Here is a 26415-nt window from a genome sequence, read left to right as displayed (position 1 = left end):
CTATGCAGCAACTTCCGAAAATTCCTAAAGAAATGTTTGAAACAGCAGGGATTGACCATGCTCAAGCAGAAAAGATTGAAAAACCGAGTCTTTCGTTCTGGCAAGATGTTTTTATTCGTTTTCGCAAAAATAAGCTTGCTATGTTTGGTGTAGTACTAATGGTTCTCCTTGTTTTTATGGCGATATTTGGTCCATTGATGGTGAAATACGATTATGCAACCAATGATTTATTGAATGCCAATCAGGCACCATCTTCTGAGCACTGGTTCGGCACAGATGAATTAGGGCGCGATGTGTTTGCTCGTACGTGGGAAGGCGCTCGTATTTCATTATTTATCGGGTTAGCAGCAGCTTTAATTGATTTATTCATCGGCGTAGTTTGGGGAAGCATCTCTGGATACCGCGGCGGCCGTACGGATGAAACAATGATGCGTGTTGCGGATATCTTATATGGTGTTCCTTACCTTTTACTGGTTATTATTTTAATGGTTATGCTTGGCCAAGGGTTAGGCACGATGATCTTGGCGATGACCATTACCGGCTGGATTAACATGGCCCGTATTGTACGTGGACAAGTATTGCAGTTGAAAAACCAAGAGTACGTAATGGCTTCACAAACATTAGGAGCAACAACAAAGCGTATTTTATTTAAACATCTTATTCCGAATGCAACAGGTCCAATTTTAGTAACAATGACACTAACGATTCCTTCAGCAATCTTTACAGAAGCATTTTTAAGCTACTTGGGACTAGGCGTTCCGGCACCGCTTGCAAGCTGGGGAACAATGGCTTCAGAAGGCTTACCTGCTTTGGAATACTATCCTTGGCGCTTATTTTTCCCAGGTTTGTTTATCTGTTTAACAATCTTAGCGTTCAACGTAATTGGTGATGGATTACGAGATGCGTTAGATCCAAAACTACGTAAGTAAGGAAGTGAACTCATATGTCACGTTTATTAGAAGTAAAAAATTTAGCTGTATCATTTAAAACATATGGCGGAGAAGTTCAAGCTGTTCGCGGCGTTAACTTCCACTTAAATAAAGGTGAAACGCTAGCAATTGTTGGTGAGTCAGGATCTGGTAAAAGTGTAACTTCACAAACAATCATGCGCCTTATCCCGATGCCTCCTGGCCGAATTAAAAGCGGTGAAATGCTGTTTGACGGCATTGATTTAGCAAAGAAAACGGATAAAGAAATGGAAGCTATTCGCGGTAAGGATATCGGTATGATTTTCCAAGATCCGATGACTTCTTTAAATCCAACAATGAAAGTTGGAGCTCAAATTGGTGAAGTCGTAATCAAGCATTCCAAAGTATCTAAAGCGGAAGCGAAAAAACGTGCAGTCGAGTTATTAACGCTTGTAGGCATTCCTTTTCCAGAACAGCGTGTGAATCAATATCCGCATGAATTCAGCGGAGGGATGAGACAGCGTGTTGTCATTGCGATGGCTCTTGCTTCTAATCCGAAATTACTGATTGCTGATGAACCAACAACGGCGCTTGATGTAACAATTCAAGCTCAAATTTTAGAGTTGATGAAAGACATTCAGAAAAAAACGGATACATCTATTATCTTTATCACCCATGATCTTGGTGTAGTAGCAAATGTAGCAGATCGAGTAGCCGTTATGTACGCTGGTCAAATTGTTGAAACGGGCACAGTGGATGAAGTGTTTTACGACCCAAAACATCCGTATACGTGGGGACTCCTAGCTTCTATGCCAAGCTTAGATAACGAGGCGGAAGAAGAGCTGGCTGCTATTCCTGGAACGCCGCCAGATTTAACGAATCCTCCAAAGGGAGATGCATTTGCAGCGCGAAATCCGTACGCAATGAAAATTGATTTTGAGCAAGAACCTCCAATGTTCAAAATATCGGATACGCACTATGCAAAAACATGGCTCTTACATCCGGATGCACCAAAAGTAGAGCCGCCTGCTTCAGTTCAGCGCCGCATGCGTAAAGTTGATAATGTATACAGTACACCTGTACTCGTAGCGAAGGATGGTGAATAACATGACAGATAAATTATTAGAGATTAAAGGCTTAAAGCAACATTTTTTCACAAGTAAAGGAACAATTAAAGCGGTTGATGGTCTGACGTTTGACATCTTCCGCGGAGAGACGTTAGGTCTTGTAGGTGAATCTGGTTGCGGAAAGTCAACGACAGGCAGAACGATTATTCGTTTATATGACGCTACTAGCGGTGAGGTGCTATTTAATGGCGAAAATGTACATGGTCGCAAATCTCGCTCGGAGCTTAAAAAATTCAATCGTAAAATGCAAATGATTTTCCAAGATCCATATGCGTCACTTAACCCTCGTATGACCGTAGCAGATATCATAGCAGAAGGCATTGACATCCACGGTTTAGCTAAGACGAGAAAAGAGCGTATGGCAAAGGTTCACGAGCTTCTTGAAACAGTGGGGCTCAACAAAGAACATGCAAATCGCTATCCACATGAGTTTAGTGGCGGCCAGCGTCAGCGTATCGGTATCGCAAGAGCACTGGCAGTAGAACCTGATTTTATCATCGCAGATGAACCAATCTCAGCTTTGGATGTATCTATACAAGCTCAAGTTGTTAACTTAATGAAGAAGTTACAGCGTGAACGTGGACTAACCTATTTATTTATCGCCCATGATTTGTCAATGGTAAAATACATTAGTGACCGCATCGGCGTTATGTACAGAGGTAAGATTGTAGAGCTTGCACCAAGTGATGAACTTTATCGAAACCCTGTTCATCCATATACAAAAGCGTTGCTTTCAGCTATTCCGCTTCCCGATCCTGACAGTGAAAAAACGCGTCAGCGCAAAATTTATGATCCAAGTATCCATGATTATAACGGTGAAGAACCGGAGCTTAGAGAAGTATCTCCAGGTCACTACGTGTCTTGTTCTCAAGCAGAGTTTGCCGCATATACAACCTAACAAAAACGATCTCACAACGAGGTCGTTTTTTATTTAGTTATCAAAGAACGCTAAACTTTAAATTGGAAAAAACATGTAAGAACAAGTGACATTAGCGCTTTACAGGTATTATACAATACAGGATTAGAAAATACTATTAAAAATTTTCAGAATTTTATATTTAAGACAAAATATCTATGTTAAAACCTTATAACTAAAGGAATATAAGTGATTAATAATGTTGTTTGTTGAATAATAATTCAAAAATATAAAAGAAGGTAGACGTATGCCTACCTTCTTTTTATAAATCTGCTAAGATATCGCCGTCTTTACGATTTTTGTCAATTTTTAATACTTGATCTGCCGGCTGATAAGACGCACCATATATTTCTTTGTCTTTGTAAGTATGAATTAACTCGTACGTTTTTTTCATTTTATTTAAAATGCTTTCCTCTGTTTCAGAGGTAGGAGACCAGTATAGAATTTCCATCTGATTAACTTCATTTGTAGCTAATGAGCGGCGGTTATAGCCGATTGTTTGAGCATGCTTAAAGTCTGCACGTTTATAAAAATGCAGTCTTTTTGCTGAGTCTGAATCTTTATAGTCTATAGGCTCTACTTCTAGGATAATTGGTTTGTTATGTTGTTTTAACTCATCAATTAATTTACCGCCAAGCCCTTGACCTCTAGCGTCTTTTGAAACAAAGAGGTAATCAATAAAGATAAATTGGTCTGTTTCCACGTACATTAATACGTGATGAGGTCCTTCATTTTTATGATAAATATCGCTGCGTTCTTGTAAAAGCGTTTCGATATGCTTCTTTGATTTCATTTCTTCAATGGGAAAATATTGACTTAGTTTTTCATACCAATTCATAGCACCCTCCTACTGATCTTTTCATGATGATGTTCATAATAGTGTTTAAACAGTTATCTTATCTTTACCCTTTTTAGGGAAAAATAAGCATCTATAATTGAAAATAAGGAAAAATAATAGATTTATTATTCTTAATAGTTAGAAAATTATAGCGGAATAAGAACATATAATGTAAAAAATGGTTTTTATTATATTTTTATTGTAAGTTTATTTGTGAAAATCACAAAAAACTATCGCATTTTTTGTGATTTTTGATAAAATGAACAAAGTGAAGTTTTTTTAATATTGTATTTTATAGATGTGATAGCGGTAAAAATGCAGGTGTGGAACTTGCAATATCAGATTTTTAGTACATACAATGCCTAGAATTATTTGTTTGAAAAATAAGTTAATTAGCCGCTATTAAATGAAATGGACATGTTAGGAGAGAGAATTATGCAAGGGAACACGCAAGAAAAAGAATTAAGCCGTGGACTTGAGGAAAGACATATTAGCTTAATGTCTTTAGGCGCAGCTATCGGAGTTGGACTGTTTTTAGGTTCTGCATCCGCTATTCGGTTAGCAGGTCCTGGTATTCTTATCATGTATGGAATCAGTGGTCTTATTATGTTTTTTATTATGAGAGCGTTAGGTGAAATGGCAGTACAAAATCCAGTAGCCGGTTCTTTTAGTAAGTATGCTAACGATTATTTGGGACCACTCGCTGGTTATTTAACAGGCTGGAACTACTGGTTTATGTGGATTATTACATGTATGGCTGAAATTACAGCCGTTGGAGTATATATGGATTTTTGGTTCCCGGGTGTGCCCCAGTGGATATGGGCACTTGCAGCGCTCGTTATCATGACAGGCGTTAACTTTTTAGCTGTAAAAGCATATGGTGAACTAGAGTTTTGGTTTTCTCTTATTAAAGTAGTAACGATTATCCTTATGATTGTGCTTGGTCTAGGCATGATTATCTTTGGAATTGGAAATGGCGGCATTGCAACAGGAATCAGTAATTTATGGAATCACGGTGGCTTTTTCCCGAATGGTATGAAAGGTGTTCTTCTATCACTTCAAATGGTTATGTTTGCTTACCTCGGTATTGAAATGATTGGGGTAACAGCAGGAGAGGTGAAAAATCCGGAAAAGACGTTAACAAAAGCAATTGATAATGTACTGTGGAGAATTTTGATTTTTTACATCGGAGCTTTGTTTGTTATTATGTCTATTTATCCTTGGCCAGAGATCGGAACACAAGGAAGCCCATTTGTTTTAACATTTGATAAAGCTGGAATTCCCGCTGCAGCAGGGATTATAAACTTTGTAGTGTTAACAGCGGCTTTATCTTCTTGTAACAGTGGGATTTTTAGTACAGGCCGTATGTTATTTAATTTAGCTCAGCACGGGGAAGCACCAAAACGCTATGCCAATTTAACAAAAGGCGGCGTGCCTGGTGCAGCAGTTATTGCTTCAGCTGTTGTACTGCTACTCGGAGTTGGCTTAAACTATGTTGTTCCTGATAAGGTGTTCACGTGGGTGACAAGTATCGCTACTATTGGAGCGATTTGGACATGGGGAATTATTTTACTTTCTCAAATTCGCTTCCGCAGAGGATTAAGTGATCAGCAGGTAAGTGATTTAAAATATAAGCTTCCGTTCTTCCCGTATACGTCGTATCTCGCTCTTGCTTTCTTAGCGGGGGTAGTAGTGGTGATGGGTTTCTCCTCTGATACAAGAATAGCCCTTATTGTAGGTCCGATATGGTTTATTTTGTTGGTTATTATTTACTATTCAAAAGGTTTTCATAAAAGATAAAAAATAAGGCTGAGACAAACCTATTTTTGTTGAAGGGAAATCCGAACGCGTTGAATTCTTGATTAAGAATCTAACGCGTTCGGATTTTTTTGTTTGTAGGGTGAACGTAGGTTTACTGTATGTAGGGGCTTCTAGCTGTTGATTGGAGGACAAGGCGAAGACTTCTGCGGGAAAAGCGAGACAGGCTCACCGCCCGCCCGCGGAAGGCGAAGTCTTGCATGGAAATGAACAGCGGTGTCACAAGCGCAATCCACACGAGCTCATATATCCCGTCTGTTCATCTATAGATGAATGGAGTTATGTCTCAGCCGCATTTTTTTCCAAAAGAAAATGAAGGATTTATTATTTCACTTTTTGCTTTAGTGTGCTAATATATTATATTGTTAAACAAATGAAGAAATAAATAATTTCTATGTTTTAATAGATTAGCATCGAGCTTTCTATGTCAAAAGTTTAAGCTTTTAGAAAGCAAAAGGAGACACAGCAAATGAAAGACAAAAAATGGGGACTTTGGTTTTTAACAGCCTTTGTAGTTGGTAATATGGTAGGCGGCGGAGTATTTATGCTTCCTTCTAATTTAGCAAACGTATCAAGTCCAATTGGTTCAACACTTGCTTGGATTGCAACAGGTCTTGGCGTGTTCATGATTGCTCTTGTGTTCGGGAACTTAGTTATGAGAAAGCCTGAATTAAAAGGAGGGCCTCAAAGTTATGCAGCGAACCTTTTTTCATCGCCTAAAGCAGGTAAAGTAGCTGGGTATAGTATGGCTTGGGGTTATTGGGCAGCAAACTGGGCTGCAACAGCATCTGTCATCATATCGTTTGCGGGATATTTAACAACGTTCTTTCCAGTAATGGAGAGTAAGGATATTTTATTTTCAGTCGGAGATTTTCAATTAGAAGCTGGGAAATTTATTACGTTTTTAGTATGTTCTGTTGTATTATGGGGAATTCAAGCTATTTTGCAGCGAGATATCAATAGCGCCGGTAATATTAACTTTATCACAACGGCAGCTAAAATTATTGGATTCGGTTTATTTATTGTTGTGGCGCTATCGCTATTTAGCGCATCCAACCTCGTCAGTACAGAATTTGTTAATTCAAAGGGTATAAATGTAGGATTAGGAAGTCAGGTCAATGGAGCAGCCATTGCTACGCTGTGGGCATTTATCGGAATTGAATCAGCTGTACTGTTATCTAATCGTGCAAAATCACAAAAAGTAGTAAAGAAAGCAACGCTGCTTGGATTATTAATCTCAATGGTTATCTATGTGGGGATTACACTTCTAGCTATGGGGATTCTTTCGACAGCTCAGCTTCAGCAGTCTCAAAAGCCTTTGGTAGATACGTTAGAAATGGTTATTGGACATAAAGGTGCTTACGTAATGGCCATTTTAGCACTTATATCTTTATTAGGTTCTACTGTTGGATGGATTGTTGTTAGTGCAGAAGTTCCTTATCAAGCAGCAAAATCAGGGTTGTTTCCACAGTGGTTTGCTAAAACTAATCAGAACAATAGTCCAGCCCGCTCACTAACATTAACAAATGGCTTAACACAGTTGTTTTTGTTTGCGACTATTTCAGGCACAGTTTCGCAAGCCTATAATTTCGCTATCGTTGTAGCTACTCTCGCCTATTTAGTTCCTTATTTCGTGACGACAGTTTATCAATTAAAGCTTATTGTGACGGGTGAGACGTACGACACGATTAAAGGATCGCGAGTAAAAGACGGAATTATTGCTTCGTTAGCACTTATTTATTCGCTATGGGTGATTAAGACAGGGACAGCTGATTTAAAAACATTTTTCCTAGGTATTGGCTTATTTTTAATCGGGCTTTTACTGTATCCTATCTTAATGAGACGAGGAAAAAGCACATCAGCTATTAAATAAATAAGAGATTATCTTAAAAGCTTTGCAGAAACGTCATTTCTTCTGCAAGGCTTTTTTAGTGACTGAAAAGTTCGAGGAATTTGTGAAAGAAAAAAATAATAAAAAAAATGAAACTAATCTACAGGTTTATTCGTAATAGTAGTGTGGTAAATAAATAATGAAGAAAATCGGTAATGAAAATAATGACAGTGAAGGAACGAACTAATGTACTAGTTCACTTTAAAAAGTATATCATTCCGATGAAGTTTATAGTATAATGCAAATAGATATTATTTTTTAAAAGTAATTATAAAGTAGTATCGATTTTCATTATCAGTCATTAAATATTTACACTCGTTGAAGTTTGTATAAAACAACATGATTTACAGTTCATGTTTTGAATGTTATGACCGATTATGATAGAAGGAGTGAAGGAGTAAATGGTTACATTATATACATCACCAAGTTGTACATCTTGTCGTAAAGCGAAAGCTTGGTTAGAGGAAAATGATATTGGATATACAGAGCGTAATATCTTTTCAGAGCCGTTATCAATCGATGAGATTAAAGAAATTTTACGTATGACAGAAGATGGAACAGATGAAATCATTTCAACACGTTCGAAAACTTTCCAAAAACTAGACGTTCAGGTAGACGCTATGCCTTTACAAGATTTGTATGAATTAATTCAGCAAAATCCTGGCTTATTGCGCCGTCCGATTATCATTGATGAAAAACGTCTACAAGTTGGTTATAATGAAGACGAGATCCGTCGTTTCTTACCACGTAAAGTGCGTACTTTCCAACTTCGCGAAGCTCAAAGACTTGTGAATGGTTAATTTTTATATTTGTCTGTTTAAGATTTAAATACGAAACCAACCAAGTAACGTTTGCTTGAAGTTGGTATATAAAAAATAAGCAGCAGGGAGCCAAATGGCCTCTGCTGCTTATTTTTTGTCGAAATAGCAGGGAAAATGAAGTATATATGTAATTAATAAAGAAAGAGAGTAATTAAACATATAAAAGTGGTGGTGAACGGATTGGAGCTTTTACAGCTAAAATATTTCCAAGTAGTTGCTAGACTAGAACATATCAGCAAAGCGGCTGAAGAGCTATACGTATCTCAGCCTGCGCTCAGCAAAACGATTTCACAGTTGGAAAAAGAGCTAGGCATTCGTTTGTTTGATCGAAACGGTAAATACATTAAATTAAATCGGTACGGTAAAGCGTTCTGTTCCAAAGTAGAACGTGCTTTAAAAACATTAGAAGACGCAAAGCATGAGCTAAAGGATATGTCGAACGATCCATGTGAAGAAATTCGTCTTGTTGTGTTAGCTAGTTCACATTTACTTCCAGAGCTATTAAGCAGGTTTCGTGAGCAATATCCTCAGGTGCGTTTTCGGCTAATGCAGCATTTGACTAATAGCTATTCACAGCCTGATTTTGATTTATGTATTTCAGCTTTTCCATTAACAACCCGTCAGATCGAACATACTCCTTTACTTCGTGAATCGATTTTGCTTGCAGTCCCTCTTGATCATCATTTAGCCAAGCAATCACGTGTAAAGTTAAATGAACTTAAAAATGAGAAATTCATTGTGCTAAAGAAAGGGAAAGAGCTAAGAAAAATAACGGATGCGATTTGTAAGGAACAGAATTTTGTACCTCAAATTACGTTTGAAAGCGATGATCCAGCAACAGTGAGAGGTTTGATTAGAGCGAAGCAAGGAATAGGTTTTATTCCTGAAGTGACGTGGGGAGGTTCTACAGGAAAAGATGTAAAACTGCTAAAAATTGAAGAAGAAACATTTGAACGTACAATCTTTTTAGCTTGGAACAATGGAGGCTACGTGACGGATTTACAACAAATCTTCAGGCAGTTTGTGATTGATTATTTTAAACATTTACCCTCCGATATGCCTCATGAATACATATAAGAATCATGACTAAATGTCATGATTTTTATTTCTTTTTCGAATAAATCTAAAATGAACAGTAGAGAAAACTGCATTATGTCATTTTTGATATAAGTATATAACTAAAAATGCATAGGTTATTCAACTTTTTTCCTTTACACTATTTTTAAACCATAAAGTAAACGCTTTCAATGATAGGTTGGGGAGGAAGTAATATGATAATCTTCGGTGTAGCGCTGCTGTCTATTTGCATGTTGATAGGAGTAATTGTAGGGGACGCATTAGGAGGGCTAATGGGAGTAGAAGCCAACGTTGGGGGAGTAGGGGTATCCATGCTTCTTCTTGTACTAGCGGTGGATTATTTAAAGAAGAAAAATAAGCTCCAAGTAAAATCCGAAGAAGGCATTGCTTTTTGGGGAGGAATTTATATTCCTATCGTGGTAGCGATGTCTGCACAGCAAAATGTTGTAGCTGCTCTTGATGGAGGAGGCATGGCGATTCTTGCAGGGGTGGTAGTAGTCGTAGTAGGCTTTTTATCCATACCATTTATCAGCAGAATAGGAGAGAAAGCGAAGGTGAAGGAACAAGAAATAGAGCTTTCTATTTTACCTAAGGAGCAGATAAAATGATGAATATGATTAAAGAAGGGTTAGAAAATAACGGACTGATTACGGCATTTGCTATTATTGGGATTGTCATGTATATTGCCTATTTTTTATCAGATAAATTAACAAAAGGAAGAGTTCACGGATCTGCTATTGCTATTATGTTTGGATTAATTCTTGCTTATATAGGTGGAGTGAATACAGGAGGAGAAAAAGGGATTTCTGATATACAGTTATTTTCAGGAATTGGCTTAATGGGCGGGGGGATGCTGCGAGACTTTGCCATTATTGCTACTGCGTTCGGTGCCAATTTTAGCGAAGTCAAAAAAACGGGAATCAGCGGGATTACGGCCTTGTTTTTTGGGGTTTTCTATTCCTTTGTACTAGGTGTAATTATTGCTCTTTGTTTTGGATATAGAGATCCCGTTGCTTTGACTACAATCGGAGGAGGAGCCGTGACCTATATTGTGGGGCCGGTTTCTGGAACTGCGATTGGAGCCTCTTCTGATATTATCGCGTTAAGTATAGCTGTAGGATTAATTAAATCCATTTCAGTTATGATTTTGACACCGGTATTTGCTAAGAAAATCAAATTAAACAACCCTCGTACAGCAATGATCTATGGAGGAGTTATGGGGACGACGAGCGGTGTGGCAGCTGGTTTAGCTGCGACAGATGTAAAACTTGTACCTTACGGAGCCATGACAGCTACATTTTATACAGGTCTTGGTTGCTTGCTCGTACCATCTATTCTTTTTTTACTCACAGAGATTATTTTTTAAGTGTACAAAGTGTTTTATGAATAAAAGACTGCTGTGCTCATTAAACTAAAGAAAAGGCCATACTAAATAAAAATGTTTAGTATGGCCTTTTCTTTATCATTTAGTTGAACGAAAGCTATTAACAGCCATGCCGCTTATCAGCACAACAGCAATTGTTATAAACGGAATAAATGTTCCTAGAGATGTATGGTCTGCAAAGAATGAATGTAAGTTCTTTTCATGTCCAATCATATTTCCAGCAGTATAAGCTAAAATAGCTGCTCCGCCGTAAACAAGCAGGGGAAACCGTTCCATCAAATACAAAATGAGCTTGCTTCCCCAAACAATAATAGGGACGGATACGAGTAGTCCCGTGACAACCAAGATAATATTTCCATGAGCTGCGCCTGCCACAGCTATTACATTATCTAGTCCCATTACAATATCAGCAAATACAATCGTTCTCACAGCGGCGCCTAACGTCACACCTGCACGAATTGAAGATGCATCGTCACCTTCTGATACAAGCAGCTTAAAGGCAATGATCACTAATAAAAAACCGCCGATGAGCTGCAAGTAAGGAATAGTTAGTAAATAAACAGCTAAAATAGTAAGTACAATGCGAACGATCACAGCTAAGCCAGTCCCTAAAAAAATAGCTTTATTTCGTTGATGTTCAGGTAAATTGCGGCTTGCTAAGGCAATAACAATAGCGTTGTCTCCACCTAATACAATATCGATACCGATAATAAGAAGAATGGAGGTTATTAATTCTAAATCCAATAGTCTTCCCTCCCAATATGTAAGGATAAGTAGCTCATATTGCTTTATCTGTGTTCATTTTTAACAAAAAGCGTTCATAGGGTAAAGAGATTATGTATATAACAAAGTAAGGTGTAAGGTGGCTATGAGTTGTCAGAGTATTTTTTATTTCCTTTCTTTCGCATTTTGTCATAAAATAGATATACAAGGTTCACTCAAATAGTGTATGCTTGTATATCCCAAGTTAGAATGCTTTACAAAGTGAGAAAGTACATGTAATATTGCTTTAACACGGGGGTAAAATAGTCCCTTCATCGTTTAGGGGTAATGTTCGAAATGGCCGGATTACCTTCACTGATTTTTCCGAAGGGAGAGATGATAATGGAAATCGAACGCATTAATGAAAACACAGTAAAATTCTTTGTCACTTACGTAGATATTGAAGAACGTGGATTTGATCGCAATGAAATTTGGTTTAGCCGTGAGCGCAGTGAAGAGCTATTCTGGGAGATGATGGACGAAATTCATCAAGAAGAAGAGTTTGTAGCGGAAGGTCCTCTTTGGATTCAAGTACATGCGCTTGAGAAGGGGCTAGAGGTTATCGTAACAAGAGCACAAGTTTCAAAAGACGGTCAAAAGTTCGAAGTACCTGTTGGTGAAAATGATAAAATCGATATCCCTGTAGATGGAAAAATTGAAGCGTTGCTTGATCATCAAGCGAATCAAAATAAAAAAGCTGATTTTGAAGAAGAAATTATAGAAGACGAAGGGCTACAGTTCGTCGCACGCTTTCAAGACTTAGAACATTTAATTTCCTTAAGTCACCATTTAGAGTTAGATGATATCATCAACAGCATGTACGTGTTTGAAGGGAAATATTATTTATACGTTGAGTTTACAGATGATGAAGACTTTGTAGCTGAAATTGATAACATTTTAAGTATCATTTTAGAATATGCAAATGAATCAAATGTAACAGTTCATCGTTTAATGGAATATGGAAAAGAATTAATCAGTGAAAATGCACTTGAACAAGTAAAACAGTATTTTCCTTTACGATAATAGCAGCCGATTTCATGTATATGAAATCGGTCTTTGTTTTGTCCTCTTTTTTGGAAAAGCTCTCCGCTCATATCGAACAGTATAGGTAGAAAAAGCAGGCGGCTGGTTCCTACACGGGAAAGTGTAGTGTTAAAATACCAAGTTTGAGGATAATAACAGTATAGAGACCTGTTATGAATGATGAAAGATTGGTTTTAGGATAGGTGAAAACAAGTTGAAAAATAGATTACAGCTTTTAATTTTTGTTGTTGGTATTATTGCCTTGCTTTATTTTACAAAAGGGTATTGGGACGGTAAATTTATTGGCGTGCTAAGTATCTTAATTACGATTAGTGTTGTTTTCATCGGTCTTGTTATTTCATTAGAAAACCGTCATCCAACTCAAACGCTAACGTGGCTCGTAGTATTAGGCGGTTTTCCAGTAATAGGGTTCTTTTTTTATTTGTTATTTGGACGCAATACGCGAAAACGGCGTTTATTTGCTAAAAAAGCAAAGCTGGATGAACAGGTGCTTTTAAAGATGGAAAGAGATTCTGGTATATTAGAAAATCACTTTGAACAGTTGGGCACCAGTAGGAAGCAAATGCTGAAGCTAGCCGTGAGGCTTGGCAAGAGTCCCATTTCTTTTTCTTCAGATACGCGCGCATTGACGAATGGAAAAGAGACATTTCACGAAATTATGGAATCTTTAAAGCATGCAAGGCATCATATCCATTTAGAGTATTACATCGTACGACATGATCACTTAGGAGAACAAATTAAAGATATTTTAATTCAGAAAGTACAAGAAGGAGTTTATGTACGTTTCTTGTATGATGCCGTGGGCAGTTTTCAGCTTTCACCGCATTATATTCACGAGTTAAGAAACGCGGGCGTAGAAATGATTCCGTTCTTGCCGGTGAGACTTCCATTTCTCAATAATAAAATCAACTTCCGTAATCATCGTAAAATTGTAGTCATTGATGGAACAATTGGATTTGTAGGAGGTTTGAACATTGGTGATGAATATCTCGGAAAAAGTCGGCATTTTGGCTTTTGGAGAGATACTCATTTGATGGTGAAGGGTGAGGCAGTCCGTTCATTACAGCTTATTTTCTTACAAGACTGGTATTATATGACAGGACAGACAATGCTTACTCAAACATATCTATCGCCGGATTTAATTGACATTGATATGGAAAAGTGCGGCGGTGTTCAAATGATTGCCGGCGGACCAGACCGTGAGTGGGAAATTATTAAACACTTATTTTTTTCGATGATTACGTCTGCGAAAGAGTCCATTTGGATTGCTTCTCCTTACTTCATACCTGATGAAGATATTTTTACTTCTCTCAAAGTAGCTGCTTTAAGCGGTATAGATGTAAGGCTTCTTGTACCTCAGAAGCCCGATAAAAAAATTGTTTTTCATGCATCACGCTCTTATTTTCCTGAGCTGCTAGAAGCAGGTGTGAAAATTTACGAGTATAAAAAAGGATTTATGCACAGCAAGATTGTGATTGTTGATAGAGAAATTGCCTCTATTGGAACAGCTAACATGGATATGAGAAGCTTTCATCTTAATTTTGAAGTAAATGCTTTTTTATATCGCACAGCTAGTACCCAAAAGCTCGTATATGAATATATGCAAGATTTAGAAGAAACGAGTGAGCTTCACTTTAAAGACTTTGAAAAGCGGCCATTTATACAGCGGCTGTTTGAATCAACAGCTCGTTTGCTTTCACCGCTATTATAATCGCTGTAAACCACATTGCGTATGCTGCAATGTGGTTTTTTTTTGAAAGAAAAGGGTTTAGTAGAAAGATGTCGAATACAAGGGTATAGCTCGCTACTATAGGAAGGAGAAATGTACGATTGTTAGTTGCCCGAACAGAAGAAGGCCTCATTTCACTAGCTCAGCGCTTTTCGCTTGAACAGCTTAAGCTGTGGAAAAAAGAAAAGCAGTTCTACTGTCCCTCTTGTCAATCCCCTGTACAGTTAAAGGTAGGTACAAAAAAAATCCCTCATTTTGCTCACCTGAAAAAAACGTGCGTCGCTCAGCATGAAGGTGAAACAGATTATCATCTTGACGGAAAGCGAAAGCTGTTTCACTGGTTTAGTTCTCATCTTGAAGTCGAGTTAGAAAGTTACCTTCCTGCCATTATGCAGCGTCCAGATCTTCTTATAGGTACCCCTTCACAAAAATATGCAATCGAATTTCAATGTGCGTCCTTATCTTCCTCAGTGCTAACCAAACGTTCTATTCACTATGAGAAAGGAAATTATATGCCTCTTTGGATTATGGGGGCAAAAAGAATGAAACGCTTATCCACTTATATGTATCAACTTTCTTTTCAAGAGTGGCAGTTTCTCACTCTTTCCGATTATACGCCCACACTTCTTTATTTTTCACCTTCTACTAATCAGCTGTTGAAACTTGAACATCTTATGCCTTTTTCATCTCAAATTTGTTATGCACAGCTTGTCGTGCTCTCTCCTCACGAGCATACCTTTCATGATCTTTTTTCTACACATACACAGCCTCAATTTTTCTCTTCATGGGTAAAGAAAAAGAAGGCATGGAGAACGCATTATATCCTCTATCCTAATCAGAAGCTTCAGCCTTTTTTACACGCTCTTTATGAAAACAATATTCCTCCTTCTCATATTCCAGCAGAAGCGGGCATGCCGCTGCCTTCTTTATACATGATTGAAACGTCTGCTACTATATGGCAAACGTGGCTGCTTCTTGATTTAATGCAGCAGAAGCAGGTAGGGGATTTAGTTACAGAAAAAGAGTTATGCAGGCTATGGCTCTACAGAATTCATCAGAGGCATATTGTGTTTCGGTCTTTGCCGATGGCCCCTGTTGTTGTGGAACAGCCCTTGTTTGAGTATATAGAGGTATTATGCCGGTTAGGGATACTAACGTCTATAACTTCTGGGTTATACAAAATCAGAAGGCCTTATACGATTCCAAAGCAAACATCCGATGCTTTTTTAGAAGATGGACAGATGATGAAAAAGTGGTTAAATCAAGCAAAAGAAGTGACATAACCACTGAAAATCAGTACGCTTAAGAAAGAATCCTTTTTTCAAAAGCGTACTGACTTTTGATTAATTCTTTTAAAACAACATACAATAACGAAAGAAATAAAAAGGATTCGCCTTAGAAAAAGCGAACAGTTATAGACAGGTAGAAAAAGATGGAGGGATGACCATGAGTGAACAATCAAAAGTAAAAAAGTTACCAAGTAGAAGCGAGATAAAAGTAGAAGATACGTGGAAACTAGAAGATATTTTTGCTTCAGATGACGCATGGGAAAAAGAATTTGAAGAAGTAAAAGCTCTTATTCCAAAAATGGAAAAATTCAAAGGGAAACTTGGAGAGTCCGCTCAAACTTTATACGACGCTCTTCAAGAGCAAGACGAGCTCACAATGCGCGTTAGTAAACTTTATACATATGCTCATATGCGCTACGATCAAGATACCACTAATTCTTTTTATCAAGGGTTAAATGATCGCATCAAAACACTTTATACTCAAATTGCAAGTGCACTATCTTATGTAACACCAGAAATTTTGTCTATTGAAGAATCAAAAATTAAACAATACATGGCGGAACATAAAGAGCTAACGTTATATGCTCATGCATTAGATGAAATTACTCGCGAGCGTCCGCACATTTTATCAGAAAGCGAAGAAGCGCTTCTGGCTCAGGCTTCTGAAGTATTAGGATCTTCAAGCAACACGTTTGGAATGTTAAACAACGCGGATTTAGAATTTCCTTCTATTAAAGACGAAAATGGAGAAGAAGTAGAAATTACGCACGGACGATATATTCGTTTTTTAGAAAGCAGCGATCGCCGCGTACGAGAAGAAGCGTTTAAAGCGGTGTACGAAACGTACGGTAAATTTAAAAATACGTTTGCAAGTACATTAAGCGGCACGGTGAAGAAAGATAATTTTAGCGCCCGCGTTCGTCACTATAATTCAGCTCGTCACTCAGCTCTTAGCACAAATAATATCCCAGAAGAAGTATACGATAACTTAGTTAAAACAGTGAACGATAATTTGCATTTATTGCATCGATATATTGATTTACGTAAGAAAGTATTGGGAATTGAAGAGCTTCATATGTATGATCTCTATACGCCTTTAGTAAAAGACGTAAAAATGGAAGTAACGTATGAAGAAGCAAAAGATTATATTTTAAAAGGTCTGAAACCACTAGGTGAAGACTACCTTAATGTGTTAAAAGAAGGATTTGAAAATCGTTGGGTAGATGTTCATGAGAACAAAGGCAAGCGAAGCGGTGCTTATTCTTCAGGAACGTACGGCACCAATCCTTATATCTTAATGAACTGGCAGGATAATGTAAATAACTTGTTTACACTAGCCCATGAATTTGGCCATTCTGTACACAGTTATTACACAAGAAAAACGCAGCCATATCCTTACGGAGATTATTCAATCTTTGTGGCAGAAGTAGCTTCCACATGTAATGAAGCGCTTCTAAACGATTATTTACTAAAAACGATTGATGATGAAAAGCAGCGTTTGTACTTGCTTAACCATTATTTAGAAGGATTCCGCGGTACGGTATTCCGTCAAACGATGTTTGCTGAATTTGAGCACGATGTGCACGTGCGTGCTCAAAACGGAGAGCCGCTTACACCTGAATTATTAACAAAATTATATTATGACTTAAATAAAAAATATTTTGGAGACAACTTAGTAATTGACGAAGAGATTGGGTTAGAATGGGCTCGTATTCCGCATTTCTACTACAATTACTACGTTTATCAATATGCTACAGGATTCAGTGCAGCAGCGGCATTAAGCAAGCAAATCCTTGAAGAAGGAGATGCAGCTGTTGAGCGCTATGTAGGTTTCTTAAAGTCAGGAAGCTCTGATTATCCAATTGAAGTGTTGAAAAAAGCAGGAGTGGACATGACAACATCTCAGCCTATCGAAGAAGCGCTAGCCGTATTTGAAGAGAAGTTAACGGAAATGGAACGTTTATTAAATCAATAAAATTAAAATGAAGCAGGAGCTGTATCCTGCTTCATTTTTTAAATCCCCGAAATTTGTTGTGATTGTTAAGCAATGTAAAAATAATAAGAATAGCTAAAAATAAGAGAGGGCCTGCGATAATGAGAGGAACAAGCTGCATAAGAGATAAAATATAGAATAAAAAAGAAAACAAAAGAATCACAACCCCTAGAGTAATTCCAGCAATTTTCATAGTTAACACCTCTATTAAAAGCATAATTGGTTGTACTATATGAGTGAATCTGGCTGTTTATGAAGTTTTTTTATAAAAAAGTGAATAAAATTGAAAAAAGGGGTTGCCAAAAGTCGACATAATTTGCTATAGTATTAATCGTGAAGTTTATCACAAAACAAACATATACCCCTTTGTTTGACCGTGAAAAATTTCTCCCATCCCCTTGTTGTCTTAAGACAAACGAAAAGACTTGGCGAAAGCCAAGTCTTTTTTGTGTAGTTGATGCTTAGGATAAGCATCAACATTTAATAATTAACAGCTCTTTTCAGTACTTCTCCAAAAGGTTCCATATTTGACAGGAACTCTTTCAACAACTTGCTGAAGCTGAAGTTTTTTCAATTCTTTTTCAGCCTCTTCTAATGATAAACCATACACAACTGCAACTTCTTTTGAAGCAACAAATTGAAAATAGCTTAAAAATGAACGAAGAGGCGGAAGACAAGCTGGATCTGGGTCAATTTCTAACATCTCTTTAATGATGTGTACATATGTTTCGTACGAATAGTATCCTGATATCTTAATGCCTTCTTCTTCAACTTTTTCGTTAAAGAACACAAGAGTTGGAATCTCATCGACATCCATTTCCGATGTGATTTTTAAATCACATTGAAAAGCCTTCGCAGCGTAATCTGAATGCAAATCTTTTACAAATTCATTAACATCTAGCCCCACATGTTTTGCACATTGTATTAAGACAGATTCTTCTGTAACATTTTGTTTTTCTAAAAATACTACTTCTTGAAGTCTTCTCAAAAAGCGAATGCCCTGTTTCTTTCCTTGCAGCCCGGCCGCTTTAATTGCAATTGATGCAGCGTAAGGAGTATCGATGGGGTTTTCAAGCCACAGGTTGCCGTCACATGACATGCCGGAGCGGCTTCCAGTTTTCTCCCACGATTTTGCAATATGTTCAAATCTCTGCTGTGCTCCAATATTTAATTGCTGCAAGTTTCCGCCAAGCACATGCTTGAGGGATAACAGCTGACCATATTCTATTTGTAACTTCTTTAGAATAGGCTCGAGTGCCCAGCACTCTGGACAAAGAGGGTCAACAAATACATAGATTTCAAGCGGTTTTTTATTTGAACCTTGACAAAGCTGATGCAAGGATGGGTATTGGCTGTTTAGATTACTCAATGTGAAAATCCTTTCTCATCTGTCTGTTCCGGTGAATTAATCATGTGTTGGGCAGTTAAAATAAGACGATGATAAAGTTCATCTCTCTCAGGGCCTTCTAAATTAATTTCGTCCATTGCTTCATGCATACACGTCAGCCAGGCTTTGGCTCTTGACGGTGTAATTTCAAAAGGAAGATGCCTAGCTCTCAGCATAGGGTGACCATGCTCTTCAGTGTATAGCGAAGGCCCTCCTAAATATTGTGTCAGAAATTGCTTTTGCTTTCGTGCTGTTTCTGTTAAATCATCAGGAAAAATTGGCGCGAGCTCAGGATGTTGTCCAACGCGTGTATAAAAAGCATCAACAAGTTTTGAAATCGTATGTTCACCGCCTAATAATTCGTAAGGGGAGTGGATTTTTTCTCTCATGTTGATAACTCCTTTGTTATAAGAAATATACGTCTTAACTCTTTGGTGTTTTTTACTTTCCTTAATTTTAGCAGTGTCATTTCGTTAACTCAAACTATCCGCTTACTTCTTCTACTGGAAAAGAGATAAAGTGGAATTTTACATAAGAAAAGTCTATGATGCTGTGGCGAATCACTTAGTATCAGAAACAAAGGAATCCTTTCACAAACGTTTCCTTCTATTTATATAGTGTAACCTCGACAAACTACAGTCATTCCATGGTCGAGTCGCGAATGATTGGACTCTTTTACACGAGATAAGAAGACATAATTTTATTTACATATTTTTGCGTTTCTTGAAAAGGAGGTACTCCGCCGTATTTATCGACATTACCTGGTCCAGCATTGTAGGCTGCCAACGCTAATTTCACGTTCCCGTCGTATTTATCTAACATTTGTCGAAGATATTTGGCTCCTCCAAATACATTTTGCTTGGAGTCATACGGATCTTCTACACCAAGAGCTTTAGCGGTTGCTGGCATTAGCTGCATAAGCCCGGCCGCTCCGACAGAACTTTTGGCAGAGGGATTAAAATTTGACTCTTGTTTAATAACAGAACGAATAAGTTTAGGATCCAGCTGGTAGCGTGCAGCTGCTTCATTAATTATCGTTTGTACATCATGAGAACTGGCCTTTGCCATTTCGTTTTTTTGTGCAGGTAAGGCAGCAGTTGAAGCGGCTGCCTTATCTGAAGAAGAAACAGATGGCTGGGATTGCGTTTGAACCGCTGTAGCTGGAAACATCTGCGCTGCCTGCAAGTAAAGGTTGGTACTCATTTGAGGCTCTTGATTGACGTAGTCTTGAAAAAGCTGAGCAAATACAGAGAGTAAAGTTGTACCAAGCATCACGTTAGCTGTTGGCAGCTGGTTGTTAACTGAAAATGGCTGAGTTCCAGGAAATTGAACGGAAGACATGTAATGGTTAATATTCATGCTCATGAATTTACTCTCCATCCATCAACGTATACTTTCGCTTGTAAAACCGTCGAATTTTGTTTTCCGTTGGTTTCTTTTTAATATCAAGCTCCGTAAGCAATTGCTCAAAATATTTTGCCCCTTCATTGGCATCGGTTACTTCGTATTCGAGTTCATAGTCCTCAGCACCTAGATAAAAGCTATGATCGAGTACAAGTAACCCGTTCTTATATGGAATTTCTGCTCGACTTGTACGCAAAGTGCCAAAATAAGTTAGCGCATGGCTATCGACTTGTAAATCAGTAATAAGCTGTTGAATTGTTGACGGAATCTTGGCGCTGCCATCTAGCAATTCTTTAGCTTGTTCATTTGTTAATGCTTCATGTGTTTCTAAAAGGCCCTCTTGATGAGGCTGTTTTAGCGTGAGAACGGATTTATTTTTTTTGCTTCGAATTCGCAGGGCAGCTCCGCAGTCTTTCAATGAGAAAGCAGGTGTATCAAAATAGTGGTTTTCTTGAGAAATAAACTGATCTTCAGTTAATTGAAAGTGTGAGCGGAGACGATCAAACTCTTCTTTCGTTACTATATTTTTAAATTCAATTTCAATTTCTTGTTTCAATGAAATCATCCTTTTAATTTAGGTCTTTTGGTAAGGCACTTTCCATCTTAATTTATCACACTTTTTGAGACAGTAAAACTACATTTCCTAACAGGAATATCCATATGGGGAACTTGGAAAATGAAGAAATACGGATTGTTTAGGTTTTACCTTTATTAAACGTTCCTGGAATGTGTTAAAATAGTAACGAATTGTATAGTTGGAAGGAGTTTATTTATGCACAATCGAATTGACATCACTACCTGTGTGATGAAATCAAATGAATTACATTTAAAAGCAGACCCTATTGAGACGGAAATTGAACAATTGGAAGATACAAAACAAATGCTTGTTGACTCAGATAACATGTCATTTGTATATGTTGTAGATATTAATGATCAATTTATGTATGTTGGCCTTAGTGATAATATTTGGGCGAATTTAAAGCACGTCTTACATAAAGATATGAAAGTATTTTTAGAAATTAATAAGGAAGTAATTGAGCTATCAGCCGTTAAAGAAGAGCTGTCTTATCTCATCAGTAACATCGAAGGAAACGTGAATTATGGAGACGAGATGGTAGCAAGAGTAGAGGAAGTTTTTTTAGATAAAGAAAATAAGTAACAGAGAGAAAAAAGGGGGGTGTTATTAATGATCAGGCATTGGGATTTATTTTTAGCACCGTATAAACAAGCCGTTGAAGAACTTAAGGTGAAATTAAAAGGAATTCGTTCACAGTATGATATGAAGTCTACGCATTCACCTATTGAATTCGTGACGGGACGAGTAAAGCCTATCGCCAGTATTTTGGATAAAGCGACTCGAAAAGGAATTTCTCTCGATCGCTTAGAGGAAGAGATGCAGGACATTGCGGGACTCCGTATGATGTGTCAATTTACGGACGATATTAAAGCGGTCGTAGAGCTCCTTCGTCAGCGCACAGACTTTGAATTGATTGAAGAAAGAGACTATATTCTTCATAAAAAAGAAAGCGGCTATCGTTCATATCATGTGGTCGTATGTTATCCTGTTCAGACAATTAAAGGTGAAAAGAAAATTTTAGTGGAAATTCAAATTCGTACACTGGCTATGAATTTTTGGGCTACAATTGAGCATTCTTTAAATTATAAGTACAGCGGGAAATTTCCTGAGAATATCAAAAAGCGACTTCAGCGTGCTTCTGAAGCGGCTACTCAGCTCGATGAAGAAATGTCTCAAATACGAGGTGAGATTCAAGAAGCCCAGGCTATTTTCTCACGAAAAAAAGAATCGGCGGAAGAATCTTAGGTATGACTCAGCAACAGCTTTGTACACTGGATGGATAGGGGGAGAGAATTAGGTGGAGAAAATAAAATTTGCTATTACATCAAAAGGCAACCAAATATCAAATACGCTTATGCAAAAAATGAAAACGTATTTATTAGATTTTCATTTAGAATATGATGAAAACCAGCCTGATATTGTAGTGTCAGTAGGGGGGGATGGAACGCTTCTCTACGCGTTTCACCGCTATCGAAACCGACTTGACAAGACGGCTTTTATTGGGGTTCATACCGGTCATTTAGGCTTTTACGCAGATTGGACGCCTGATGAGATTGAGAAGCTGGTGATTGCTATTGCAAAGACACCCTACCAGACTGTAGAGTATCCACTGCTCGAAGTGATTATCCGCTATACGAACGGTGGACGCGAAGCTCGATATTTAGCTCTGAATGAATGTACGGTGAAAAGTGTAGAAGGCTCTTTAGTAATGGATGTGGAAATTAAAGGGCAGCGATTTGAGACATTCCGAGGAGACGGCCTTTGCGTATCCACTCCCTCGGGAAGTACAGCTTATAACAAATCCCTTGGAGGCGCGATTTTACATCCTTCGCTTCAAGCTATTCAAATTGCTGAAATGGCTTCTATTAACAATCGAGTGTTCCGTACGATAGGTTCTCCATTGGTTCTTCCTGGACATCATACAGCGCTGTTAAAGCCTGTTAACGACGCAGACTTTCAAATTACCATTGATCATTTAACTCTTTTACATAAAGATGTAAAGTCGATTCAATTTCGGGTAGCAAGCGAAAAAATTCGATTTGCTCGCTTTCGCGCGTTTCCTTTCTGGCAGCGTGTCAGAGACTCTTTTGTATGTGATGATTAAAGGCAGGGAAGAGAATGAAACAAGTTTTTACGTTGAGTTGGACCGTAGATCATTCTTTCGAGGGTGTAGCGGTTCGTGAATTTTTAAAAGAACATGATATTTCCAAAGCTTCGCTGACGGACATTAAGTTCAGAGGAGGAGCGATTGAAGTAAATGGAAAGCATGCAACGGTTCGATATATTCTGCAAAAAGGTGACGAAATCAAGGTGGCGTTTCCACCAGAAAAAGCAAGTGAAAGTCTTCTTCCTAAAGCTATACCTTTGGATATTGTATACGAAGATGAGTATATATTAGTTTTGAATAAGCAGCCAAACATGCCAAGTATACCTTCTCGAGAACATCTAACGTGGTCACTAAGTAATGCTGTGCTCTATTATTATGAGAAAAATAACATTAACTCGACTGTTCATCTTGTGAACAGGTTAGACCGAGACACATCTGGGCTGCTTATTGTGGCTAAGCATAGGCACGTTCATTACTTATTCTCTAAAGCACAAAAAGAACATGAAATTAAACGCGTGTACCGAGCTTTTGTTCATGGTAAGCTTGTTGGCAAGGAAACGATAGAGGCACCGATTGGCCGAAAAGAGTCAAGTATCATCGAACGGGAAGTAAGAGAAGATGGGCAGTTTGCTATTACACACTATACGGCGCTTCGTCCGTATTCTTCTTTTACAGAAGTTGCTCTTTCGCTTGAGACGGGGAGAACTCACCAAATTCGTGTTCATATGGCTTATAAAGGATATCCACTGCTTGGAGATACCCTATATGGCGGAACGAATCATCTTATTTCTCGTCAAGCTCTCCACAGCTATGAGCTCACTTTTTTTCATCCTTTTTTACAAAAAACGTTGTCTTTTACAGCACCTTTGCCGCCAGATATGCAGAAACTTCAAATCGTAAGATAAAAGTCGCTTTTTAAATGAAAAGCGACTTTCTTTTTACGCGAAGTGATTAAATTTTTCCTCTACATAAGGCATAGATGAAGGCACCGATATAATATTCCCTTCAGGATACTGAAACGCCGTTAAAGCCCCTCCAAAAACTGCGCCCGTATCAATATTAATGGTATTATGAATTTTTCTGGCTTTTACTACGGGTGTATGCCCATACACGATAAAAGGTTTTCCATTATAATGTTGGGCCCAATCCCGTCGGACAGGCATACCGTTTAGATGTTTTTCACCCGTAATGTCTCCGTATAGCACAAAGGTTTTAACTTTTTTATCTGTTCTGCCGATGTATTTAGCTTTAAGGCCGGCGTGAGCAATAATTAATTGATTTTGATCAAGCTGCACATATAGAGGTGATTGCTCATAAAGCTCAATAAACTTTTTTTTAATGAATTTCTGTTCTCTTGAAGGCAAGGCTTCGTACTCAGCAACGGTCGTTTCTAACCCATGAGTAATTTCCACTTTGTTACCGCAAAAGAAGCGATATAGCTTATTACAGTGATTGCCTGGACAGTAGTAAGCTTGCTGATGCTTGATCACAAGTGACCATACGAGCTCAATCACTTTTAGTGAATGAGGTCCTCGGTCTGTTAAATCACCTACAAATCCAAGGCGCCGTCCGTCAGAGTGGACAGGAATTCCGTCTTGCCACTCATACCCAAGTTTTTCTGTTAACGCTTTTAATTCATCATAGCATCCATGGATATCGCCTATTATATCTACTTTCATCTTTTATCCACATCCTTAAAAGGTTTTTCCTTTGACGATATAAAATTACCCTTATATGGAGCAAACTATGTGTAGAACTTATATATTATTGGGAAAAGAGTAAAGAGCTATGAGTTGAAAAAAAACAAAATTCATCATAAAGTTAAATGAGTTTTGTGCGACAGGGAGGTTGAAGACATGACAGATTCAATTGAAAAAGAAGAAAAAGCATGGTTCGCCGAACATTTATTATCACTTCTAGAAAAAAATGAAATCGATGCATTTCGTGAAGAATTTTTACATATGCATACGTATGACCAAGCTCAATTTTTTGAAGAATTAGATGAGCCTTCTAGGTTTGCGCTGTACGAGATGTTATCTCCGGAAGAAATGGCGGATATCTTTGAAAATGTAGAGATACGAGAAGAAGATTATCAAGAAATTCTCTCAGAAATGCATCCCAATTTTGCAGCAGACATGCTGTCGGAAATGTCGGCGGATGATGCCGTTGACGTATTAAATGAATTGGATAAAGAACAAGTGGCGAGCTATTTAACGATTATGGATGAAGAAGCAGCCGATGAAATTAAAGAGCTGCTTCATTACGAGGAATATACCGCTGGAAGTATTATGACTACTGAGTTTGTGGCCATTCGTGAAAATCAAACCGTACATTCAGCTATGCACATTCTACGCAGGGAAGCTCCAGAAGCGGAAACGATTTATTATGTATTTGTTATTGATGAACAAAAGCATCTAGCAGGTGTTATTTCTCTTCGTGATTTAATTATAGCAGATGAAGATACGATGATAAGCGAAGTTATGAATGAACGAGTTGTATCCGTGTCAGTAGCAGAAGACCAAGAAGAAGTTGCGCGCATTATGCGCGATTACAACTTTCTTGCGCTTCCAGTTGTTGATTTTCAGCAGCATCTTCTAGGGATTATTACGGTTGATGATGTGATGGATGTTCTTGATGAAGAGGCATCGGATGACTATTCTAAATTAGCCGGTATTAGTGATGTAGATGATACGATTGACCACAATCCCTTAGTAGCGGCCAAAAAGAGGCTGCCTTGGCTGATTATTTTGCTGTTTTTAGGAATGATGACAGCGAGTTTAATTGGACGTTTTGAAGATACGTTGAATCAAGTAGCTATTTTAGCTGTATTTATACCTTTAATTGGCGGTATGGCTGGTAATACAGGAACACAGGCACTAGCCGTTGCGGTTCGCGGACTGGCGACGGGAGAAATCGAAGAAGAAAGCAAATTTAAGCTGTTAATCCGAGAAGCAGCTACCGGAATGATTACGGGCGCATCATGTGGACTTTTAGTTGTATTAATTGTTTATATTTGGCAGGGAGATCTGGTTTTAGGCGCTTTGGTAGGCGTCTCTGTATTTTCAACATTGATTGTGGCTACACTAGCAGGAGCGTTTATCCCGCTTCTCATGCACAGATTCAAAATTGACCCTGCAGTCGCATCAGGACCATTTATTACAACGATCAATGATCTTATCAGTATTTTAATTTACTTCGGTCTAGCCACAACATTTATGAGTTATTTAAAATAATGAAGGGACTTTGGAATTCGACATGAGTAATCATGTCGGATTTTCATTATCAGTTCATATAGTTGACAGAGAACCTTCAAGCTTTTATGATTAACCTTTAATTTTGAATA

The 26415-nt window shown here is 38.0% G+C and carries 26 protein-coding genes; 18 read left to right on the top strand and 8 right to left on the bottom strand.

Translation table 11 applies throughout. The annotated features are described in order from the left end of the window. Positions 1-2: 2 nt before the first annotated feature. Genes ACH6EI_RS20935 through ACH6EI_RS20925 form a run of 3 tightly spaced genes read left to right on the top strand, consistent with a single transcriptional unit; the run spans position 3 to position 2933 of the window. A complete protein-coding gene (locus ACH6EI_RS20935) occupies positions 3-929 on the top strand; it encodes an ABC transporter permease (RefSeq protein ID WP_014461585.1) in 927 nt (308 codons plus the stop codon). 14 nt (positions 930-943) lie between these two features. Further along, a complete protein-coding gene (locus ACH6EI_RS20930) occupies positions 944-2014 on the top strand; it encodes an ABC transporter ATP-binding protein (protein ID WP_028407470.1) in 1071 nt (356 codons plus the stop codon). A gap of 1 nt (position 2015) precedes the next feature. Next, entirely contained in the window at positions 2016-2933 is a 918-nt protein-coding gene (locus tag ACH6EI_RS20925; protein ID WP_028412364.1) for an ABC transporter ATP-binding protein, read from the top strand. Between the two features lie 280 nt (positions 2934-3213). On the opposite strand, the gene ACH6EI_RS20920 is transcribed toward ACH6EI_RS20925, so the two are convergent. Continuing rightward, the gene (locus ACH6EI_RS20920) at positions 3214-3789 is read right to left on the bottom strand and encodes a GNAT family N-acetyltransferase (RefSeq protein ID WP_028412363.1); all 576 of its coding nucleotides are present in this window, start codon (positions 3787-3789) and stop codon (positions 3214-3216) included. Between the two features lie 435 nt (positions 3790-4224). Between ACH6EI_RS20920 and ACH6EI_RS20915 the strand changes: the two genes are divergently transcribed. The 6 genes from ACH6EI_RS20915 to madM all read left to right on the top strand — a co-directional run bounded on the left by ACH6EI_RS20915 (position 4225) and on the right by madM (position 10762). Next, positions 4225-5589 (top strand): amino acid permease, encoded by a 1365-nt coding sequence (locus tag ACH6EI_RS20915; protein ID WP_028412362.1) that lies wholly within the window; start codon positions 4225-4227, stop codon positions 5587-5589. 487 nt (positions 5590-6076) lie between these two features. Then, positions 6077-7480: an amino acid permease gene (locus ACH6EI_RS20910; protein WP_098113538.1), complete on the top strand. Its 1404-nt coding sequence runs from the start codon at positions 6077-6079 to the stop codon at positions 7478-7480. 419 nt (positions 7481-7899) lie between these two features. Further along, complete coding sequence (gene spxA / locus ACH6EI_RS20905) at positions 7900-8298, top strand: transcriptional regulator SpxA (protein ID WP_013055422.1); 399 nt, start codon at positions 7900-7902, stop codon at positions 8296-8298. Positions 8299-8499: 201 nt separating this feature from the next. Next, positions 8500-9396, top strand: coding sequence for a LysR family transcriptional regulator (locus ACH6EI_RS20900; RefSeq protein WP_028412360.1), 897 nt, complete (start codon positions 8500-8502; stop codon positions 9394-9396). 194 nt (positions 9397-9590) lie between these two features. Then, the gene (gene madL / locus ACH6EI_RS20895; RefSeq protein ID WP_028412359.1) at positions 9591-10004 is read left to right on the top strand and encodes a malonate transporter subunit MadL; all 414 of its coding nucleotides are present in this window, start codon (positions 9591-9593) and stop codon (positions 10002-10004) included. Then, positions 10001-10762, top strand: a complete 762-nt coding sequence (gene madM / locus ACH6EI_RS20890; RefSeq protein WP_028412358.1) for a malonate transporter subunit MadM — start codon at positions 10001-10003, stop codon at positions 10760-10762. The genes madL and madM overlap by 4 nt, the downstream gene beginning before the upstream one ends. A 96-nt stretch (positions 10763-10858) precedes the next feature. On the opposite strand, the gene ACH6EI_RS20885 is transcribed toward madM, so the two are convergent. Next, entirely contained in the window at positions 10859-11524 is a 666-nt protein-coding gene (locus ACH6EI_RS20885; protein ID WP_028412357.1) for a TerC family protein, read from the bottom strand. A 360-nt stretch (positions 11525-11884) separates the two neighbouring features. Here ACH6EI_RS20885 and mecA point away from each other — a divergent pair, with 360 nt between their 5' ends. From mecA to pepF, 4 genes are all read left to right on the top strand, one after another. After that, positions 11885-12565: an adaptor protein MecA gene (mecA, locus tag ACH6EI_RS20880; RefSeq protein WP_013055427.1), complete on the top strand. Its 681-nt coding sequence runs from the start codon at positions 11885-11887 to the stop codon at positions 12563-12565. Positions 12566-12779: 214 nt separating this feature from the next. Continuing rightward, complete coding sequence (gene cls, locus ACH6EI_RS20875) at positions 12780-14297, top strand: cardiolipin synthase (protein ID WP_025749882.1); 1518 nt, start codon at positions 12780-12782, stop codon at positions 14295-14297. Between the two features lie 119 nt (positions 14298-14416). After that, positions 14417-15598, top strand: a complete 1182-nt coding sequence (locus tag ACH6EI_RS20870; RefSeq protein WP_098999223.1) for a competence protein CoiA — start codon at positions 14417-14419, stop codon at positions 15596-15598. A 163-nt stretch (positions 15599-15761) separates the two neighbouring features. After that, positions 15762-17579: an oligoendopeptidase F gene (gene pepF, locus ACH6EI_RS20865; RefSeq protein ID WP_028412355.1), complete on the top strand. Its 1818-nt coding sequence runs from the start codon at positions 15762-15764 to the stop codon at positions 17577-17579. 31 nt (positions 17580-17610) lie between these two features. On the opposite strand, the gene ACH6EI_RS20860 is transcribed toward pepF, so the two are convergent. The 5 genes from ACH6EI_RS20860 to ACH6EI_RS20840 form a co-directional block, all read right to left on the bottom strand. Beyond that, on the bottom strand, positions 17611-17790 hold the full coding sequence (locus ACH6EI_RS20860) for a hypothetical protein (protein ID WP_014461572.1): 180 nt from the start codon (positions 17788-17790) through the stop codon (positions 17611-17613). 294 nt (positions 17791-18084) lie between these two features. After that, on the bottom strand, positions 18085-18936 hold the full coding sequence (locus ACH6EI_RS20855; protein WP_028412354.1) for a ClpXP adapter SpxH family protein: 852 nt from the start codon (positions 18934-18936) through the stop codon (positions 18085-18087). Positions 18937-18962: 26 nt separating this feature from the next. Further along, complete coding sequence (locus tag ACH6EI_RS20850) at positions 18963-19373, bottom strand: globin domain-containing protein (protein ID WP_013055433.1); 411 nt, start codon at positions 19371-19373, stop codon at positions 18963-18965. Positions 19374-19659: 286 nt separating this feature from the next. Continuing rightward, the gene (locus ACH6EI_RS20845) at positions 19660-20349 is read right to left on the bottom strand and encodes a lytic transglycosylase domain-containing protein (RefSeq protein ID WP_028412353.1); all 690 of its coding nucleotides are present in this window, start codon (positions 20347-20349) and stop codon (positions 19660-19662) included. 4 nt (positions 20350-20353) lie between these two features. Next, a complete protein-coding gene (locus tag ACH6EI_RS20840; RefSeq protein WP_028412352.1) occupies positions 20354-20944 on the bottom strand; it encodes a CYTH domain-containing protein in 591 nt (196 codons plus the stop codon). A 216-nt stretch (positions 20945-21160) separates the two neighbouring features. Here ACH6EI_RS20840 and ACH6EI_RS20835 point away from each other — a divergent pair, with 216 nt between their 5' ends. The 4 genes from ACH6EI_RS20835 (at position 21161) to ACH6EI_RS20820 (ending at position 23977) form a co-directional block, all read left to right on the top strand. Further along, complete coding sequence (locus ACH6EI_RS20835; RefSeq protein ID WP_014461567.1) at positions 21161-21547, top strand: UPF0738 family protein; 387 nt, start codon at positions 21161-21163, stop codon at positions 21545-21547. Positions 21548-21574: 27 nt separating this feature from the next. Beyond that, positions 21575-22210, top strand: a complete 636-nt coding sequence (gene yjbM, locus ACH6EI_RS20830; RefSeq protein WP_014461566.1) for a GTP diphosphokinase — start codon at positions 21575-21577, stop codon at positions 22208-22210. Positions 22211-22271: 61 nt separating this feature from the next. Then, on the top strand, positions 22272-23069 hold the full coding sequence (locus ACH6EI_RS20825; protein WP_025749877.1) for an NAD kinase: 798 nt from the start codon (positions 22272-22274) through the stop codon (positions 23067-23069). Between the two features lie 14 nt (positions 23070-23083). Further along, positions 23084-23977 carry an RluA family pseudouridine synthase gene (locus ACH6EI_RS20820; RefSeq protein ID WP_028412351.1) on the top strand — a complete coding sequence of 298 codons (894 nt, stop codon included), beginning with the start codon at positions 23084-23086 and terminating at the stop codon, positions 23975-23977. A 33-nt stretch (positions 23978-24010) separates the two neighbouring features. On the opposite strand, the gene prpE is transcribed toward ACH6EI_RS20820, so the two are convergent. Beyond that, a complete protein-coding gene (gene prpE, locus ACH6EI_RS20815) occupies positions 24011-24751 on the bottom strand; it encodes a bis(5'-nucleosyl)-tetraphosphatase PrpE (RefSeq protein ID WP_028412350.1) in 741 nt (246 codons plus the stop codon). A gap of 177 nt (positions 24752-24928) precedes the next feature. Here prpE and mgtE point away from each other — a divergent pair, with 177 nt between their 5' ends. Next, positions 24929-26305, top strand: a complete 1377-nt coding sequence (mgtE, locus tag ACH6EI_RS20810) for a magnesium transporter (RefSeq protein WP_028412349.1) — start codon at positions 24929-24931, stop codon at positions 26303-26305. Positions 26306-26415 lie beyond the last annotated feature (110 nt).

Source organism: Priestia sp. JSM ZJ58 (assembly GCF_044383985.1).
GTDB classification, from domain to species: domain Bacteria; phylum Bacillota; class Bacilli; order Bacillales; family Bacillaceae_H; genus Priestia; species Priestia zanthoxyli.
The sequence above is the reverse complement of the archived record's forward strand: the minus strand, read 5'-3'. Positions and strand labels throughout refer to the sequence as shown.

Coding starts and splice junctions, on each gene's coding strand:
- ACH6EI_RS20860 (WP_014461572.1), bottom strand. CDS start 17,790: ATGAAAATTGCTGGAATTACTCTAGGGGTTGTGATTCTTTTGTTTTCT.
- ACH6EI_RS20930 (WP_028407470.1), top strand. CDS start 944: ATGTCACGTTTATTAGAAGTAAAAAATTTAGCTGTATCATTTAAAACA.
- madM (WP_028412358.1), top strand. CDS start 10,001: ATGATGAATATGATTAAAGAAGGGTTAGAAAATAACGGACTGATTACG.
- yjbM (WP_014461566.1), top strand. CDS start 21,575: ATGATCAGGCATTGGGATTTATTTTTAGCACCGTATAAACAAGCCGTT.
- ACH6EI_RS20920 (WP_028412363.1), bottom strand. CDS start 3,789: ATGAATTGGTATGAAAAACTAAGTCAATATTTTCCCATTGAAGAAATG.
- ACH6EI_RS20850 (WP_013055433.1), bottom strand. CDS start 19,373: ATGAGAGAAAAAATCCACTCCCCTTACGAATTATTAGGCGGTGAACAT.
- ACH6EI_RS20910 (WP_098113538.1), top strand. CDS start 6,077: ATGAAAGACAAAAAATGGGGACTTTGGTTTTTAACAGCCTTTGTAGTT.
- ACH6EI_RS20835 (WP_014461567.1), top strand. CDS start 21,161: ATGCACAATCGAATTGACATCACTACCTGTGTGATGAAATCAAATGAA.
- ACH6EI_RS20820 (WP_028412351.1), top strand. CDS start 23,084: ATGAAACAAGTTTTTACGTTGAGTTGGACCGTAGATCATTCTTTCGAG.
- pepF (WP_028412355.1), top strand. CDS start 15,762: ATGAGTGAACAATCAAAAGTAAAAAAGTTACCAAGTAGAAGCGAGATA.
- spxA (WP_013055422.1), top strand. CDS start 7,900: ATGGTTACATTATATACATCACCAAGTTGTACATCTTGTCGTAAAGCG.
- ACH6EI_RS20925 (WP_028412364.1), top strand. CDS start 2,016: ATGACAGATAAATTATTAGAGATTAAAGGCTTAAAGCAACATTTTTTC.
- ACH6EI_RS20935 (WP_014461585.1), top strand. CDS start 3: ATGCAGCAACTTCCGAAAATTCCTAAAGAAATGTTTGAAACAGCAGGG.
- prpE (WP_028412350.1), bottom strand. CDS start 24,751: ATGAAAGTAGATATAATAGGCGATATCCATGGATGCTATGATGAATTA.
- mgtE (WP_028412349.1), top strand. CDS start 24,929: ATGACAGATTCAATTGAAAAAGAAGAAAAAGCATGGTTCGCCGAACAT.
- ACH6EI_RS20845 (WP_028412353.1), bottom strand. CDS start 20,349: ATGAGCATGAATATTAACCATTACATGTCTTCCGTTCAATTTCCTGGA.
- ACH6EI_RS20915 (WP_028412362.1), top strand. CDS start 4,225: ATGCAAGGGAACACGCAAGAAAAAGAATTAAGCCGTGGACTTGAGGAA.
- mecA (WP_013055427.1), top strand. CDS start 11,885: ATGGAAATCGAACGCATTAATGAAAACACAGTAAAATTCTTTGTCACT.
- madL (WP_028412359.1), top strand. CDS start 9,591: ATGATAATCTTCGGTGTAGCGCTGCTGTCTATTTGCATGTTGATAGGA.